The sequence below is a fragment of the Pseudaquidulcibacter saccharophilus genome (genome assembly GCF_019455445.1).
In the GTDB taxonomy this organism is placed as follows: Bacteria; Pseudomonadota; Alphaproteobacteria; order Caulobacterales; family Aquidulcibacteraceae; genus Pseudaquidulcibacter; species Pseudaquidulcibacter saccharophilus.
In genome coordinates this window covers 761506-777586 of the sequence record NZ_JAHWUS010000001.1, presented here as the reverse complement: position 1 = coordinate 777586, position 16081 = coordinate 761506, and the positions used below count along the sequence as shown (strand labels likewise).

Below are 16081 nucleotides of genomic sequence, written 5' to 3'. Positions count from 1 at the left end.
AATGCAAAAACTATCCGCAAGGTTAAAAGATTTAAAAGCATCACCGGTTCGCGCCATGTTGGAGGCATCAATTCGCCCCGATGTCATTTCCTTTGCAGGTGGCCTTCCTTCTGAAGATAGTTTCTTTAAATTCGATACAGCGAATGCCCTTTCAAGTGCCATGCAATATGGCCCAAGCGAAGGTGAAAGAGAGCTTAGAGAACTTATTGCCAAGGAATTAAAAGGGCGAAATATGGAATGTGACGCTTCGCAAATCCTAATCCTTTCCGGCTCGCAACAAGGGATAGATTTAGTTGCCAAAATGGTAATAGATAATGGAACCCAAATTGCGGTCGAAAGCCCAACCTATCTTGCGGCATTGCAGGTTTTCCGTTTTTTTGGTGCGCAATTTGAAGAATTACCCAAAAATATCAATGATATTACGTGGTCAAAATCGAACCACCCTCCCCTTGCCTATGTAATACCGACATTCCAAAACCCAACCGGAAAATGTTGGTCAAAAGAAGAGCGCATGGCATTTGCAAAAAAATGCGTAGATAATGATGTAATTATGTTTGAGGATGATCCATACCGCGATCTTGCCTATGATGAATGCGAAAGAACACCTGTTGCCGCATATATGAATAATGGCTCATGGATTTATCAAGGGTCATTTTCAAAAATATTATCACCAGGTTTAAGAATTGGATATATTGCGGCCTCAAAAGATATGTTCCCGCATCTTTTATTATTAAAACAAGCCGCCGATTTGCACACCAACCGCCTAAGCCAATATTTGGTCATGAGTTACCTTCAGTCACCAAATCGTGATGGGCATATCAAAAACCTAATCAATAATTATAAGCAAAAACGTGATAATTTTGCTTTGCTTATGCGGAAAAATCTTGGCAATATGGCCGAATGGAATGCGCCAGAAGGTGGGTTGTTCTTTTGGGTTAAATTACCAGAAAGCACAAATATGCAAAACATGTTTGAAAAAGCCGAAGAAAGAAATGTCCTGTTCACACCAGGGGAACATTTTTTTGCAAATTCAAGCAGCGCATATCCATCTATGCGTCTTAATTTTAGTCATGCATCAATGGAAAGTTCTGACCGCGGTCTTACCATAATTGGTGAACTTTTGCGCGAAAATCAATAAATTCACAGGGTAAAATGCGAAGAGCCGACAGATTATTAGATATTATTCAGATACTGCGGCGCTATCGCTCGCCAATAGCAGGTGACATTATTGCCAATGAGCTTGAGGTTTCATTGCGCACCATATACCGTGACATTCAAACCCTTATTTCCCAAGGTGTGCCAATTCGTGGTGAAGCAGGCGTCGGTTATATTCTTGAAGATGGTTACGATCTCCCACCACTTATGTTTAAAGTAGATGAAATAGAAGCCTTAATTCTTGGGCTTTTGTGGGTAAAGCGGCGGGGTGATGAAAAATTAATCCGCGCAGCCAGTGATGCAATGGCAAAAATTGAAACCATTGTTCCAACAAATTTAAAAGCATCATTCGATGAGATAAGTTTGGTTGCGCCGCCCAATTTTGATATTGTTGCCGACAATGTAGATGTTTCAAAAATCCGCCATGCAGTGCGCGAAAAATACAAAATCACTTTTGCGTATTTGAATGCTGAAGGCGATGCCACGATGCGAACAATTCATCCATTTGCAATTTCATATTTTGAACGACAGCGGCTTGTAATTGGTTGGTGCGAATTACGTGGTGAATATCGCTCTTTCAGAACTGATAGGATGGATAATTTAGTGGTTGAACCACAAAAATATAACACCCACCGCAATCAAATGCTAAAAGAGTGGATTGAGATTAATAAGTGCATGCATGCTTTAAGTAAGACAGAATGAATTACCCATGCGATGCGATAGGAAAAGTGTGAAGCGGTTTTCCGCATAATCTAAGAGCAACTTGCCCGAACTTTGTGAGGCATTGCAAGTTTAAAAAAAGCCCCTTGCCGGGGCTTTTTGTTATGCTGGCTTTTTGCTAATTTCCTCGAATTGACCATGAGGTCTAAAGCGATAGAGATAAGTTGGCGCCAATGATTCAACACTTACAAGCTCGTTAATGCCCAAATCTTTAAAACCAAGTGCTTTTTCAGAAACCATATTATCAGTTTTCATCAATTCGATTTGGTCACCGGTAAATGGCGCATCAAGGAATGGAATAAATTTTGTCAAAAGGTTTAAAACCCCACCGCCAAATTTCATCAAACCGAATGGCACTTTCATATATCCGCGTGGACGTGCAATTGTTGCCTGAATATATTTGATAATTTGCTCAAATGTATAGGTTTCAGCACCACCAAGCTCATAAATCTTTCCTTGTGCAGAAGGATTTTCAAGTGCAGCCATAACCGCAGTTGCAACATCACCCGCATAAACAGGTTGGAACTTTGTTTGCCCGCCACCAATCAACGGCATTACAGGTGTAAGGCGTGAAATCGCCGCAAATTTATTATAAAAATTGTCTTCTGGTCCAAAAATCACTGATGGACGCAAAATTGTTGCGGTTGGCACATTTTTCAAAACCACGTCTTCTGCCATTGCTTTGGCAACCGCATAGTCTGATTTTGAATTCTTATCCGCACCAATAGCAGAAATTTGAATGAACTTTTTAATGCCTTTCGCCTTTGCCGCCTCGGAAACAAGGCGCGCACCATGATGCACGGTACCATCAAAAGTTTGTTTGCGCTTTTCATTCAAAATCGCAACCAAATTTATAACTGCATCTGCACCGTCAATCGCACGATCAACCGATTCAGCATTGCGAATATTTGCCTGAACCAATTGCACCTGACCAACGACACCCATAACGCGTAAATCATTGCCAAGATGCGGGCGACGCATAGCAACACGAACCCGTTTGCCAGCTTTACAAAGCGCGCGAACCACATATTTTCCAACAAAGCCAGAGCCACCGAAAACAGTTACCAATTCAGACATATAGATTCTCTCTTGAAACAATCGATTTTTCACTAATATTTTGTGCGAAGGTTGTCGAGTAGCAAAATGATAAAAAAACGCCTCTTAGCTGAAAGAAGGGGTTTTATTTTAACCATTTTGCGCCCATATAGCCCAAAATAAATGCCTTATCTTGGAGTGTTTGATGTCTGAAGCATATGACGTGGTAATTATTGGTGGTGGCCCTGGTGGTTATGTTTGTGCAATTCGTTGTGGTCAATTGGGATTAAAAACCGCAATTATTGAAAAACGCGGCAGATTAGGCGGAACCTGCCTAAATGTTGGCTGTATCCCATCAAAAGCACTTTTACATGCTTCACATGCCTATGAAGGTGCTGCGCACCATTATGCCGATATGGGCGTTGAGGTTGCGGGCGTAAAACTGAACCTTGAAAAAATGATGGCCAAAAAAGATGATGCCGTTGATGGCCTTACCAAAGGTATCGAATTCTTGATGAAGAAAAGCAAAGTAACTTATCTTAAAGGCTTTGGTAAAATTATTGGCAAAAATAAAGTTACTGCAACCGCCGAAGATGGCACTGTTAGTGAACTTGAAACCAAAAACATCGTTATTGCCACTGGTTCAGAAGTTGCGCCATTGGGCGACATTAAAATTGACGAAGAAAAAATTATTTCTTCAACTGGTGCCTTGGCATTGAAAAAAGTTCCAAACAAATTGGTGGTTATTGGTGCGGGTGTTATTGGCCTAGAGCTTGGCTCTGTATGGCGTCGCCTTGGCTCAGAAGTTACCGTTATTGAGTATCTTGACCGTATCACACCAGGGGTTGACCTTGAAATTGCAAAAGGTTTGCAAAAATCACTTACTAAGCAAGGCATGAAGTTTGAACTTGGTAAAAAAGTTACTTCTGCGGTTGCTGATAAAAAAGGCGTTACCCTAACCTTTGAACCTGCTGCTGGTGGCGACGCTACCACACTTGAAGTAGATGCAGTTTTGGTTGCGGTTGGTCGCCGTCCATATACTGATGGTTTGGGCCTCGAAGAAGTTGGTGTTGAAAAAGATGCACGTGGTTTTGTGCCAAATCATCATTGGAAAACCAATGTTGATAATATCTATGTAATTGGTGATGCAACCCATGGCCCAATGCTTGCCCATAAGGCAGAAGAAGAAGGCGTTGCAGTTGCAGAAATTCTTGCTGGCAAACCTGGTCACGTTGACTTTAACAACATTCCTGGCGTTATTTACACCACCCCAGAAGTTGCGGGCGTTGGTAAAACCGAAGAAGAACTTAAGGCCGCAGGTGTTGAATATAAGGTTGGCAAATTCCCATTCATGGCAAACAGCCGTGCCCGCGCTAATTATGAAACCGATGGTATAGTAAAAGTTTTAGAAGACAAAAACACCCATAAAATCCTTGGCGTTCATATGCTTGGGGTTGGCGTTGGTGAAATGATCGCAGAAGCAGGTTTGGCAATCGCGTTTGGCGCTTCTGCCGAAGATATTGCGCGTACTTGTCATGCTCACCCAACCATGAGCGAAGCCGTTAAAGAAGCTGCAATGGCGGTCGATGGCTGGGCGATACATGTATAAATTCTTAAAACCCCGTCAACATCCATTCGGTGTTTGTTCAAGGTTTTAATATTGAAAAGGATGCCTATTAGGCATCCTTTTTTTTGGCATCATTTTTATTATGCAGCGATTGGCTCTCTTGCGTTCATTGCGGCATCATAAAATGCAATATCGTCACGGCTTATTGAACTTTTACCAATTTGCGGTGGTAGCAATAAAGTTGCAGGCGCATCCAATTTAAAAAATTGCCTCGTACTATTAAGCGTGCGTTGCGACAATGCAAACTCGAACGCAATTGCTGAACGGCCAGTATCATATTCAATTGGGGTTCCCAAAAGTCTGGTTGGAATTTGCAACGCACCCGCAAGTTGAATTAGGTTTTCTTCACCAATTCCCAAAAGACGATTAACGCGGCGAATTAATGACCATTCAATAGTTGCAGCACAAAGATAAGCAAGCGCGAGTTTTTTATGCGGCGAATTTAAATCCCAGGATGGGGCAAAACGCGTAAATTCCCAGCAATCGTAACCTTCTTGAATTGGGTTCATGACATATTTTTTCATTGCCGTGCCCAAAAGATAATTACTAGTTGTAGGGTTATAACGGCAATGCCCCACTAAATCGCCATTTTTGTCGAAAATTAAAAGATATTCCACATCTTCCACAAGATCCATTTCGTCTTTTTCAATCCCGTCAATCATGGGTAAATCATTCCATCCCATTGTTTCAACGAACAATTTTTTTCTTTGCGCAAACATTTCTTCCAAAAATTCTGCGTAATAAGATTTATTTCCTGAATTTACTATATGCACTAGCATTTTCTACCTCCTGTTGAGGCAGACTAGAAAACACACCTTTTAGTTGTTTTATATAGTAATAATTCTTAAACGCTGTACAAAATACATCCTTTGGTTACTTTTTGCGCACATTGATTATTTATAGTTAGTATCCAGTATAAAGCCCAGGCTTATGAAATGTAAGCAACATCGAAGAAATACATATCGCACTTAAGATACTTAGGCCCACATGATAAATGTCGAATACAAAAAACGATGATCCAAGAATCAAAACATCGGTTGAAAGAATTGTTCGACCGGCATTTATCCCCTTTTCGCGTTGAAGATATAGCGCCACGATGCCAATCCCACCTGAACCGGTACCATGTCTTGCTTGTCCCAAAATGCCGATACCTATTGCAATGCCGCCAAATACCGCCGCAAACACTGGGTTAATTGATGAAATTGTTATTACATAAGGGGCCCCCATCGTCATCAACATTACCAACAGGTTGGCAACTACGGTTTTAACCGTAAATTCCCACCCCATGAAGAAATAGCCAAAAATGAAGAATGGTAAATTTACCAATGTAAACCACATGCCAACTGGCAATCCAGTAACATAAGACAATAACAAGGACGTACCCGCAACACCGCCAGTGGCAATATGTGCGGTCTTAAGCAAAATCACCCCAAGCCCCATTAATGAAGTTGCAGAAATAATACCAAACCAATCCTGAAAAAAAGTATGTTTGATTCTTACGTCACTATCTGGCATGCACCCTCCAAGAACAATGGGCATGAAATATCCTAATATGCATTTTCCTTCAATCATAATTCTGCTAATTAGCAATTACAGGCAATTACATGCCACTTTTTATAGCTATCGCTGAAAATATAATCCCCGTACAACGGTATTAGTTATATATACAACTAATACCAAACCTCAACCCAATAGATATGTAAACGTTTTCATTGAGAATGGTATGTATATAACTCGTAAAATCAAGGCAAAAGAAAGGCTGCGCATCTATTTTAATGTCGCAGCCCTAGATAAGTCTCAAGTAAAAAGGCGCTTCCTCCCCGAAACGCCGCAAAGTATATCCCTAACTTGAGAGAACAACTCTACCTATCTCGTGTATGCCAAGTTGTCGCAGTCTTGTCAACACCCTTATGCAATAATTCATAGTTTTTTATAATTTTAATGCAAAATTTTTCATCAAGTCTTTTACTTGGACTTTTGCGATAATTTCAATTCAAAATATTTCGCAATGCGCAAATGGCGATAATAGGCAAAATTCATCGCGCTTAAAAAACCATATACGCCGCGCAAAAAGTGACGCCGCCCAATATATGCCTTAAGAAAAGTCATAGGAAATTCAAATACAATACGAATTGGTGAGATTTTTTTGCCGCGTTTTATTAAATCAAGCGCCTGCGCGTCAGCATAGGAATTTAGTTTAATAATCTGCTCCCCCAGCGAACGCACAGAATAATGGCAAACCCGCCCCTTCAAATGGGTAACTTGCGCACCATCCACCAAATCCACACGATCATGTACGGGGGACGGGTTATAACGACCGATTTTTTTATTATAAAGCCGCACCGGCGAAAGCGCATAGGCAAACTTATGCGGAATGGTTTCAAACGGAAATGTTTCAACAATTGGAAATGCAAAACCTTGTGGTGCGGGTTCATTATTCGCGAATAACGATTTTATTTCGTCATATAGCTCTGTAGTTATTACCTCATCAGCATCAAGGTTTAAAAGCCAATCATTCTTACAGACATCTTCGCCAAATCTTTTTTGTTCACCATAGCCACACCATTCATTAAAAATGACTTTTGCGCCATAGCTTTCAGATACCGCAACCGTATCATCACTAGAACCTGAATCAATTACTATAATTTCGTCACCCAAACCTTTTATAGCGGCAAGGGTTTTACCAATGCGATCGCCTTCATTTTTTGCAATAATAAAAATCGATAATTTCGCGTTCATATTTAACAATCTTTTTCAACTGGCTTTAGTTGCATATTTTTTGTTACATTCATCTTAGATATTGTAATAATTTTGTCATCAAAATACTGCAATAGCCGCCCTATATGTGTATAATGGTCAATAGTCCTTATAGACCATAAATTAAGACAGCCTAAATATATTACAATATGAAGAAACTTTACGATTTTCTTGAAATTCCAATCATAGTAATATTGTCTGCCGTTATTGGCAGCAGTCTGTTATTATTTGATTTGCCAGCGTGGATCGCAATCTCAAGCGCAGTATTGTTGGTTTTGATAATTGCGAAATTTTTTAAATATATAATTCGCGAAATTGAAAAACTAGAAAACATTCCAACGGCGGATCAAAAAGGCAATATCGCGGTAATTAACGAAAGCAACCTTGCACAATCACCCACCTTCGCGAGCCATGCTTTTGATGCAATTAAAACCCCCATCTTTATCATCGACCAATATAGCCGCGTTAATCTTGCTAATTTGGCGGCAAAAAGGCGCTTTGCCATCGAAACCCTTGGCGCGCGCGTAGAAACATCGGTTAGAAGCCCAGAAATTCTGCGCGCAGTTGAAAGGGCGATGGATGAAAACAAACTTGTTTCAGTAAATATTGAACACCATTTTCCAGAAACAATATACGAAAACATTGAAATAACGCCATTTAATCATGATGGACGTTTTTTTTATATAGTAAGCCTTAATGATGAAACCAACCTTCGCAAGGCAGAGAAAATGCGTGTCGATTTCCTTGCCAATGCCGGGCATGAATTGCGCACACCTCTAAGTTCAATTCGTGGCTTTCTTGAAACCCTTCAAGGTTCGGCAAAAGATGATGAAAAAGCACGTGAACGATTTCTTGGTATTATGGTGACACAGGGTGAACGTATGTCACGCCTAATAAATGACATTCTGTCATTATCCAAAATCGAACTTAATGAGCATTTGCCGCCGAAAGATATCGTAAACCTCAATGAAACGCTCGACTTTGCGATTAATTCCACCACGCCAATCATTGACAATTATAAAAGCGAGGTTGTTTTAAACCTTCCGAAAAATGAGGTTCCAATAATTGGTCAGGCCGATCAAATACAGCAAATTATAATCAACCTTTTAGAAAATGCGCTTAAATACGGCTTGCATGGCGAAAAAGTTTTAATAAGCGTAGGCCATGGAATTGACCTTGAGACTATTCAAGAAATTGGCACAAAATCGATTGCTGGCTCAGCATATGCCACGCTTTGTATGCCGCAAAAGATTGTCGGACAAACTTATTCATATGTGCGAATTGAAAATGCTGGCAAGGGAATTGAAAAGAAATATATGTCACGCCTATCCGAACGATTTTATAGAATCGATGACGAAAGCGCACATATAAAAGGCACTGGCCTTGGGTTAGCGATTGTGAAACATATCATAAATCGCCACAAAGGTGGCTTCCTTGTTGAAAGTACGCCACAGGTAAAGACAGCTTTCACATTTTTTATACCGAATTAGTCATAAACAGCGCTTACTGTCACGAAACTGTCATATAAATGTCATTTAAGCGCGAAGATTGCCAACTATTGGAGGGGCAAGGATAATGTTTATGACGCAATTTGCAAATTTTCCAATTGGTTTAATCGGGGCAATAATGCTTTTGGGGTTTGCCAGCTTTGCCTTTTTTGATGGTGCACGCAACGCCCATATTATGGCATCTAATCTTGGCGAAAACCGTCACAGATATATGCACTCACTACCCTCTTATCATGGTTGGTTTCATTTCTCATTGGTGTTTGTTCCAGCAATATTGATTTTATTGATTTTCAACGTCGCGAAACCATCAATTGCAGAGGCAATTTTAACCGCGCAATTACCGCAATCATATCATTCATTAGGCGCCGATGACAAAGCGTTGTTTATGTTAAACGCGCAAAAAATCGCCTTTGGCGGGCAACCTTCTCAAGATACCCCAGAGTTAGATATTGCGGCGGCAAAACTTGCTAGCTATGAATTTTACATCGGCATCAGCAGTGTTATTGCGGCGGCAATAACCGCAATAATTGGTTTCTTATATTCTAAGACCACACGCAAAGTTACATTCCGCGCCCGTAACCATGTGGAATCAGTCATTAAACTAATCATGATACTTGCCTCTGGTATCGCAGTTTTAACGACATTTGGTATTATTTTATCATTATTATTTGAAACCCTAAAATTCTTTGAATCCTATAATCCGCTTGCATTTTTATTCGGTACACAATGGTCGCCACAAATTGCAATTCGTGCTGACCAGGTTGGGCAATCAGGATCATTTGGGGCGGTTCCGCTTTTTCTTGGCACATTTATGATTATGCTAATCGCAATGTGTGTTGCAGTCCCAGTAGGTTTGGGGTCAGCGATCTATTTATCTGAATATGCAACTGAAAAATCACGCACCTATATAAAGCCTGCACTGGAATTATTGGCAGGTATTCCAACAGTTGTTTACGGCTTCTTCGCACTTTTGACGGTTGCGCCATTAATTAAAAATGTTGGGGAAGCAATTGGTCTCGAAACTTCTTCACAATCGGCATTGGCAGCAGGCTTGGTTATGGGGGTAATGATTATCCCGTTCATTTCATCGCTATCAGATGACGTAATTAACGCGGTTCCGCAAAGTCTTCGCGATGGCTCTTATGCGATGGGTGCAACCAAGTCAGAAACAATTTCACGCGTCATTCTGCCGGCGGCATTACCTGGTATTATTGGCTCTGTGCTTTTGGCGGTATCGCGCGCACTTGGTGAAACCATGATTGTGGCAATGGCAGCAGGTCAAAACGCCAATTTATCTGTTAACCCACTAGATATGATGACCACCGTTACAGTGCAAATCGTAACTCTTTTAACTGGTGACCAAGAATATGACAGCCCGAAAACTCATGTCGCATTCGCGCTCGGTTTCGTTCTTTTCTTTGTGACACTTATTTTGAATATTATCGCACTACGAGTTGTGCAGAAATATCGTGAAAAATATGACTGATAACGTTGAACCAAATATCAGGGAAATTGTGAAATCCCGTCTGAAAAAGCGCTATAATTCCGAAAAGCTATTCCGCCTTTTTGGTGTATCAATGGCGGGCTTAGCAATGGTTGCTGCGGCAACGCTTTTGATTTCAATTTTTTCACAGGCAATTCCTGCATTTACAGAATCCCGCCTTGTAATCAATTATCCATTAGAGGCGTCTAAAATCGACCCTACCGGCAGCAAAGATAAAGATATTATCCGCTCGCAGGGGGATTTTGGCGGCATTATTATGGAACAACTTTTAAAGCGTTTTCCAAATGCCGAAAAAGATGGTGGCGTTGATTCATTAATGACGATGGTAACCTCGATTGCCACAACCCCATTGGCAAAACAAATTTCGCAGCATCCTGAGTATATTGGCAAAACCATTAAGGCAAATTTCGCACTTAATGATGATGTCGATATGTTTTTAAAGGGCGGTTATGGCAAAGTAGAAATCAACGATATTCCAGCTCCACTTGAATATTCACTTGAAAATAATTTAGTAAAAATCACATCTTCGAAAAATGGTTTCAAAGATTTGAATTCTGAAATTAATCTCAAACTGCAAAATGAAACTGCAAAGGCAAAGGCGCATATCGCATCAAAACAAAGCCGCCTGCAATCTATAAACGCTGAAATAAAAGCTATGGGCATGCCGAATATGGCAGACCCACATTATGTTGAGCTTGATGACATGCGTACCAAACTTCAAAATGAAGTAGATAGCGCACAAAAACTATTAGAGACATCAAAAAGCGGACAAAATGGCGAGATTGCGTTAAATGATAAATTCCCATCATTAATTGCCTATGTTGATGGCGGTGCGTTAAAGATTGTAAAAATTGCGCCTTCTTACATTGTGGCTGAAAATCTTGTGACACCACGCCAAGATATAACTACAAGCAAGCCACAAAAATTAAGTTTACAATATATTGAAACCCCACAAGATGGCCGCCCAATTGATGATAAAATGATTGCATATGGCACAATTTTAAAAACAGAGGGCTTAATCAAACAACAGCCAAACTTTACAATCTTTACCCGCTCAGATTCTAACGATCCTGAGATGGCAGGGCTTTTATCGGCAATTGTTGGCTCTATCCTTACGCTTATTGTAACCTTCTGCATCACGGTTCCGGTTGGCATTTTGGCGGCGATCTATCTTGAAGAATTTGCACCGAAAAATGCAATCACCGACATCATCGAAGTCAACATAAACAACCTTGCGGCAGTGCCATCAATTGTTTTTGGTTTGCTTGGTTTCTCGGTATTTTTGCACTTTTTTGGCCTACCGCGTTCGGCACCAATTGTCGGCGGTATAGTTTTGGCACTAATGAGCTTGCCAGTAATTATTATCGCTTCACGTGCTGCATTAAAGGCCGTGCCACCATCAATTCGGGAAGCAGCATTGGGGGTTGGTGCATCGAAGGTGCAGGCAATTTTCCACCATGTTTTACCAATGGCAATGCCCGGCATGATGACAGGTTCAATCCTTTCCATGGCGCATGCCTTGGGTGAAACCGCCCCGTTATTGATGATTGGTATGGTGGCATTTATCGCCGACCTTCCAAAAGGATTTAGTGATGCCGCAACCGTGCTTCCTGTTGAAGTTTTCATGTGGGCTGGTCGCCCAGAGAGGGCATGGGATGCGCGCACATCGGCGGCAATCATCGTTCTATTATTGTTTATGATTATGATGAACTTAAGCGCAATTTATTTACGCCGTAAATTTGAAAGAAGGTGGTAATATGGAAAAAATTATTAATCCGCCACAAACCAATAAAAAACCTGATATGGAGATAACAGTGACCGCAGAACCAAATAATAATGCCAGTCACAATAGTCAAACAAACCAAATTGCCCCTGAAAGCATAAAAGTTAGGGCAGAAAATATTGACGTATTTTACGGTACAAAACAGGCTTTGTTTGATGTAAATATCGATATCCCCGAAAAGACGGTAACTGCATTCATCGGCCCATCTGGCTGCGGTAAGTCAACTTTCTTACGTTGTATCAACCGTATGAATGATACGATTGATACCTGCCGTGTTGAAGGTAAAATCCTGATTGATAATGAAAATATCAATGATAAATCAATCGATCCGGTAATGTTACGCGCGGCGGTTGGCATGGTTTTCCAAAAACCAAATCCCTTCCCAAAATCAATTTATGAAAACGTGGCATATGGCCCGCGTATTCACGGTCTTGCCCACAAAAAAGCTGACTTTGATGTTATAATCGAAAAATCACTCCGCAAAGCCGGTCTATGGGATGAGGTTAAAGACCGCCTTGATAGCCCAGGCACAGGCCTTTCCGGTGGTCAGCAGCAGCGTTTGGTTATTGCCCGCGCAATTGCGGTAAACCCTGAAATCATTCTGATGGATGAACCGTGTTCCGCACTTGACCCAATTGCCACCGCAAAAATTGAGGAATTGATTGACGAATTACGCGCCAATTATTCAATCATTATCGTTACCCACTCTATGTCACAGGCAGCACGTGTTTCACAACGCACCGCCTTTTTCCACCTTGGAAAATTAGTAGAGGTTGGGCCAACCGAACAAATGTTTACCAACCCAAAAGATTCAAGAACCCAAGACTATATTACCGGACGTTTCGGTTAAGAGGCCATCATGACAGATCACACAGTAAAAGCATTCACCGACGAATTAGAAGGTCTTGTTTCCGCGGTTTCAAGAATGGGTGGGCTTGCGGAAAAAGCGGTTATTGATTCAATCCGCGCAATGTCAGGGCGTGACATTCGTGTTGCCCAAGAAGTTATCGCCAATGACGTTGAAATTGACGATGCACAGCGTGACATTGAAAAGCGTATCATGCGCCTTTTGGCGCTTCGTCACCCAATGGCAAAAGATTTACGCCAAACAATTGCAGCCTTGAAATTGGCGGCAGATATTGAACGCATAGGCGACCTTGCCCGCAGCATTTCACGTCGCGCAATTACAATTATTGACCATGAACCAATCGCCCTTACCCGTTCGGTTGAGCGTATGGGCAAATTGGCATGTAATCAGCTTAAGCAAGTATTGGATGCCTATAATTCGCATCAGGTTGGCGGGGCAATCTCTGTCTGGTTCCAAGATGAGGAATTGGACGATCATTACGCGTCACTTTTCCGCGAACTATTAACTTATATGATGGAAGACCCGCGCAAAATCGGTCCGGCAACCCATTTACTATTCGTTGCCAAGAATATCGAACGTATCGGCGACCACTGCACCAATATGGCAGAAGTTATCCATTTCCTAGAAACAGGTGAAGACATAAGCGGCGTCCGTCCAAAAGGTGAAACGGATTCCTATAATTCAAAGGCATAAACAGGAGCTTGAAATGCGTCCATTAATTCAAATTGTCGAAGATGATGAAGCTTTAGAGGCTTTGCTTGCCTATAATCTTGAAAAAGAGGGCTACAAAATATCTGTCGCAAATGATGGTGAAGAGGCACTTTTACAAATTAGTGAAAAAACGCCCGATTTAATCATTCTTGATTGGATGTTGCCAAAAATCGCAGGGATTGAAGTATGCCGCCGACTTAGAGCGCGCACCGAAACCAAAAACATCCCAATTATCATCCTTACTGCACGTGCCGATGAAACCGATAAAATTCGTGGCCTTGATACTGGTGCGGATGATTATCTTACCAAGCCATTTTCAATAACTGAATTAAAAGCCCGCATTCGCGCTGTATTACGTCGTATCCGCCCTGCATTGGTTGATGAAATTGTAAAATATCATGATCTAGAGATTGACCGCGTAACCCACCGTGTGAAGCGTGGTGGTGCTGAAATCCACCTTGGGCCAACCGAATTCCGCCTATTAAACCACCTTATTCAGCATCCAGGTCGCGTATTTTCGCGCGAACAATTGCTTGACGCGGTTTGGGGCTCTGACGTTTATGTTGAAGCACGCACCGTTGACGTTCATGTCGGCCGTTTACGTAAGGCAATTAACATCCCCGGCTGCACTGATTTAATTCGTACAGTTCGTGCATCTGGTTATAGCCTTGATGCCAATAATTAATTTCATTTAAGCCATTCAGCCATTGTTAAGCCGCGATTTATCATTATAATCCCAGTAAGGGTGATGAAATGAAAAAAAACGGCTTAATATTTATCGCAATCGGCTCTTTGGCTTTTCTTGGTGCCTGCCAAACTGTTCCCTATCCAGAACGGGCAGCAAAATTTGAGAATGATATAAAGGCGAAATTTGTTGGCAAACCAATGGATGAATTGGTGCTTGCTTATGGCGTTCCGCAATCAAGCTATGACTTATCAGACGGTCGAAAAATGGTGCAATATGTTGATGAAAAACATGGCGTTACCGGCGGCAACACTTGGATGAATTATGATACTGTTTATGCTGGTTCAAGGGTTGTAACCCGCCAAGACGGTTCACGGGTTGCCGTTCCAATTTATCGCAGCGTTCCGGTTTGGGAAACCGAGCCAACCTATGCATATCACCTTAAATGCACCAAACGATTTGTGGTTGATGCTAATAAAATAGTGCAAGATTTCAGATGGGAAGGTAATTCGTGCTTCTAATCCGCAGAAGCAATTACCTTATCCATATATTCACCAATTGCTTGCCAACTGTTTTCATCCGGTGAAAGACCGAGACGAACCACAACCATATCTTTGGATGGAATTACCACAACCAACTGCCCCTGATGACCCCGCGCCATAAAGGCGTCTTCTGGACTATTTTTAAGTAATGGTTTGCGATCTTTAAAGTTTAGCCACCAATGCGCCCCATAATTCGCGGCATTTTGTGCCTCTACGGGGGTGCGAACAAAATCAACATAACCTTGCGGTAAAATACGTTTTCCATCCCAAACGCCGTCACGAAGAAACAATAAGCCAAATTTTGCATAATCGCGTGCGGTGGCATAGAAGAATGATGATGCATAAAGATTTCCCGCCGCATCAAATTCCGCCGCAGTATCTTTCATGCCAATTTTTTGGAATAATTCCGTATATATAAAATTTCTAAAGCGGGCGCGACCGGTTGGATCCTTGATATCGCGTGGACCAAGTGCACGTGACGCACCGGCGGCAACCATATTGGATGTACCCGATGAATAATTCCAATAAGTGCCAGCATCATGTTTTTGTTTGCGGTTGGTTACATATTTAACAACATCTTCTTTACCCGCACCAAAAAGCATAATGGCGGCATCATTATTAATTGGGTCGGAATAGTTTTCTTCGCGCCAATCAAGACCATCCGTCATGTTTAATGCTTGTTTATAGGTAATTTTACGTCGCGTATCACCATCTTTATAATGTGGGTCGTTAATTGCATCATCAAGCTTCATTTTATTTTGCGCAATCTCAATGCCTACCAATGCTGAAAGGATTGATTTACCCATCGACCATGAAATTAGCTTGCTATCCTTGTCATAGCCTTTGCCATAATTTTCATAGACTATTTTCCCGCCCTTTATCACCAAAAGCGCACGGGTTTCACCCAATGACTTATTGCTGTTATCAAAAGCTGAATTGGCAATTGCCGCAATTTTTGCACTTTTGCCATCTTCTACCTGCCAGCCATTCGTTGGAAAAGAAACACCTTCTGGCTGCGCTGGTAATTGCACAAGGTTTGGCTTGGCATGTTCTTGGGCCGCATAAACAACGCCTGCAGTAACTACGGCACCCAAAACTAGGGCACTAAAACCCAAAACTCTGGTAAAAACATTCACTTTTAATGATAATCGCATTTTAATATCCAAATTAATGCGATAAACATAAT

14 protein-coding genes and 1 pseudogene are annotated in these 16081 nt (G+C 41.5%); 10 read left to right on the top strand and 5 right to left on the bottom strand.

All coding sequences use genetic code 11. From position 1 onward, the window contains the following. Position 1 precedes the first annotated feature (1 nt). Together KXV15_RS03635 and KXV15_RS03630 are read left to right on the top strand one after the other, a co-directional pair. Positions 2-1138: an aminotransferase-like domain-containing protein gene (locus KXV15_RS03635; RefSeq protein WP_240006793.1), complete on the top strand. Its 1137-nt coding sequence runs from the start codon at positions 2-4 to the stop codon at positions 1136-1138. Positions 1139-1152: 14 nt separating this feature from the next. After that, complete coding sequence (locus tag KXV15_RS03630) at positions 1153-1857, top strand: helix-turn-helix transcriptional regulator (protein WP_240006792.1); 705 nt, start codon at positions 1153-1155, stop codon at positions 1855-1857. 120 nt (positions 1858-1977) lie between these two features. On the opposite strand, the gene KXV15_RS03625 is transcribed toward KXV15_RS03630, so the two are convergent. Further along, a complete protein-coding gene (locus KXV15_RS03625; RefSeq protein ID WP_240006791.1) occupies positions 1978-2952 on the bottom strand; it encodes a complex I NDUFA9 subunit family protein in 975 nt (324 codons plus the stop codon). 163 nt (positions 2953-3115) lie between these two features. On the opposite strand from KXV15_RS03625, the gene lpdA reads away from it, so the two are divergent. Then, the gene (gene lpdA / locus KXV15_RS03620) at positions 3116-4519 is read left to right on the top strand and encodes a dihydrolipoyl dehydrogenase (protein ID WP_240006790.1); all 1404 of its coding nucleotides are present in this window, start codon (positions 3116-3118) and stop codon (positions 4517-4519) included. Positions 4520-4617: 98 nt separating this feature from the next. Here lpdA and KXV15_RS03615 read toward each other — a convergent pair whose 3' ends face one another. The 3 genes from KXV15_RS03615 to KXV15_RS03605 all read right to left on the bottom strand — a co-directional run bounded on the left by KXV15_RS03615 (position 4618) and on the right by KXV15_RS03605 (position 7276). Continuing rightward, positions 4618-5316, bottom strand: coding sequence for an acyl-homoserine-lactone synthase (locus KXV15_RS03615; RefSeq protein WP_240006789.1), 699 nt, complete (start codon positions 5314-5316; stop codon positions 4618-4620). Between the two features lie 124 nt (positions 5317-5440). Beyond that, the gene (locus KXV15_RS03610) at positions 5441-6052 is read right to left on the bottom strand and encodes a YitT family protein (RefSeq protein ID WP_240006788.1); all 612 of its coding nucleotides are present in this window, start codon (positions 6050-6052) and stop codon (positions 5441-5443) included. A 450-nt stretch (positions 6053-6502) separates the two neighbouring features. Continuing rightward, entirely contained in the window at positions 6503-7276 is a 774-nt protein-coding gene (locus KXV15_RS03605; protein ID WP_240006787.1) for a glycosyltransferase family 2 protein, read from the bottom strand. Between the two features lie 167 nt (positions 7277-7443). Here KXV15_RS03605 and KXV15_RS03600 point away from each other — a divergent pair, with 167 nt between their 5' ends. The 7 genes and pseudogenes from KXV15_RS03600 (at position 7444) to KXV15_RS03565 (ending at position 14874) form a co-directional block, all read left to right on the top strand. Beyond that, positions 7444-8784, top strand: coding sequence for a sensor histidine kinase (locus KXV15_RS03600; protein WP_240006786.1), 1341 nt, complete (start codon positions 7444-7446; stop codon positions 8782-8784). A gap of 91 nt (positions 8785-8875) precedes the next feature. Then, a complete protein-coding gene (gene pstC, locus KXV15_RS03595) occupies positions 8876-10288 on the top strand; it encodes a phosphate ABC transporter permease subunit PstC (protein WP_240006785.1) in 1413 nt (470 codons plus the stop codon). Then, positions 10281-12062: a phosphate ABC transporter permease PstA gene (gene pstA / locus KXV15_RS13535; RefSeq protein WP_420830564.1), complete on the top strand. Its 1782-nt coding sequence runs from the start codon at positions 10281-10283 to the stop codon at positions 12060-12062. Before pstC ends, pstA begins: the two co-directional genes overlap by 8 nt. Positions 12063-12204: 142 nt before the next feature. After that, positions 12205-12939 (top strand): annotated as a pseudogene (pstB, locus tag KXV15_RS03580) (phosphate ABC transporter ATP-binding protein PstB); the annotation flags it as partial. 9 nt (positions 12940-12948) lie between these two features. Next, the gene (phoU, locus tag KXV15_RS03575) at positions 12949-13650 is read left to right on the top strand and encodes a phosphate signaling complex protein PhoU (protein ID WP_240006784.1); all 702 of its coding nucleotides are present in this window, start codon (positions 12949-12951) and stop codon (positions 13648-13650) included. 13 nt (positions 13651-13663) lie between these two features. Next, the gene (gene phoB / locus KXV15_RS03570) at positions 13664-14353 is read left to right on the top strand and encodes a phosphate regulon transcriptional regulator PhoB (protein ID WP_240006783.1); all 690 of its coding nucleotides are present in this window, start codon (positions 13664-13666) and stop codon (positions 14351-14353) included. Between the two features lie 68 nt (positions 14354-14421). After that, positions 14422-14874 carry a hypothetical protein gene (locus tag KXV15_RS03565; protein WP_240006782.1) on the top strand — a complete coding sequence of 151 codons (453 nt, stop codon included), beginning with the start codon at positions 14422-14424 and terminating at the stop codon, positions 14872-14874. Here KXV15_RS03565 and KXV15_RS03560 read toward each other — a convergent pair. Next, positions 14871-16049 carry a serine hydrolase domain-containing protein gene (locus tag KXV15_RS03560; protein WP_240006781.1) on the bottom strand — a complete coding sequence of 393 codons (1179 nt, stop codon included), beginning with the start codon at positions 16047-16049 and terminating at the stop codon, positions 14871-14873. The two genes, KXV15_RS03565 and KXV15_RS03560, sit on opposite strands and share 4 nt — an antisense overlap. Positions 16050-16081 lie beyond the last annotated feature (32 nt).

Excerpts from the sequence above, each read along its gene's own strand:
- KXV15_RS03610 (WP_240006788.1), bottom strand. The coding sequence starts at position 6,052 with ATGCCAGATAGTGACGTAAGAATCAAACATACTTTTTTTCAGGATTGG.
- pstA (WP_420830564.1), top strand. The coding sequence starts at position 10,281 with ATGACTGATAACGTTGAACCAAATATCAGGGAAATTGTGAAATCCCGT.
- KXV15_RS03560 (WP_240006781.1), bottom strand. The coding sequence starts at position 16,049 with ATGCGATTATCATTAAAAGTGAATGTTTTTACCAGAGTTTTGGGTTTT.
- KXV15_RS03625 (WP_240006791.1), bottom strand. The coding sequence starts at position 2,952 with ATGTCTGAATTGGTAACTGTTTTCGGTGGCTCTGGCTTTGTTGGAAAA.
- KXV15_RS03615 (WP_240006789.1), bottom strand. The coding sequence starts at position 5,316 with ATGCTAGTGCATATAGTAAATTCAGGAAATAAATCTTATTACGCAGAA.
- phoB (WP_240006783.1), top strand. The coding sequence starts at position 13,664 with ATGCGTCCATTAATTCAAATTGTCGAAGATGATGAAGCTTTAGAGGCT.
- KXV15_RS03605 (WP_240006787.1), bottom strand. The coding sequence starts at position 7,276 with ATGAACGCGAAATTATCGATTTTTATTATTGCAAAAAATGAAGGCGAT.
- lpdA (WP_240006790.1), top strand. The coding sequence starts at position 3,116 with ATGTCTGAAGCATATGACGTGGTAATTATTGGTGGTGGCCCTGGTGGT.
- KXV15_RS03600 (WP_240006786.1), top strand. The coding sequence starts at position 7,444 with ATGAAGAAACTTTACGATTTTCTTGAAATTCCAATCATAGTAATATTG.
- phoU (WP_240006784.1), top strand. The coding sequence starts at position 12,949 with ATGACAGATCACACAGTAAAAGCATTCACCGACGAATTAGAAGGTCTT.
- KXV15_RS03630 (WP_240006792.1), top strand. The coding sequence starts at position 1,153 with ATGCGAAGAGCCGACAGATTATTAGATATTATTCAGATACTGCGGCGC.
- pstC (WP_240006785.1), top strand. The coding sequence starts at position 8,876 with ATGACGCAATTTGCAAATTTTCCAATTGGTTTAATCGGGGCAATAATG.
- KXV15_RS03635 (WP_240006793.1), top strand. The coding sequence starts at position 2 with ATGCAAAAACTATCCGCAAGGTTAAAAGATTTAAAAGCATCACCGGTT.
- KXV15_RS03565 (WP_240006782.1), top strand. The coding sequence starts at position 14,422 with ATGAAAAAAAACGGCTTAATATTTATCGCAATCGGCTCTTTGGCTTTT.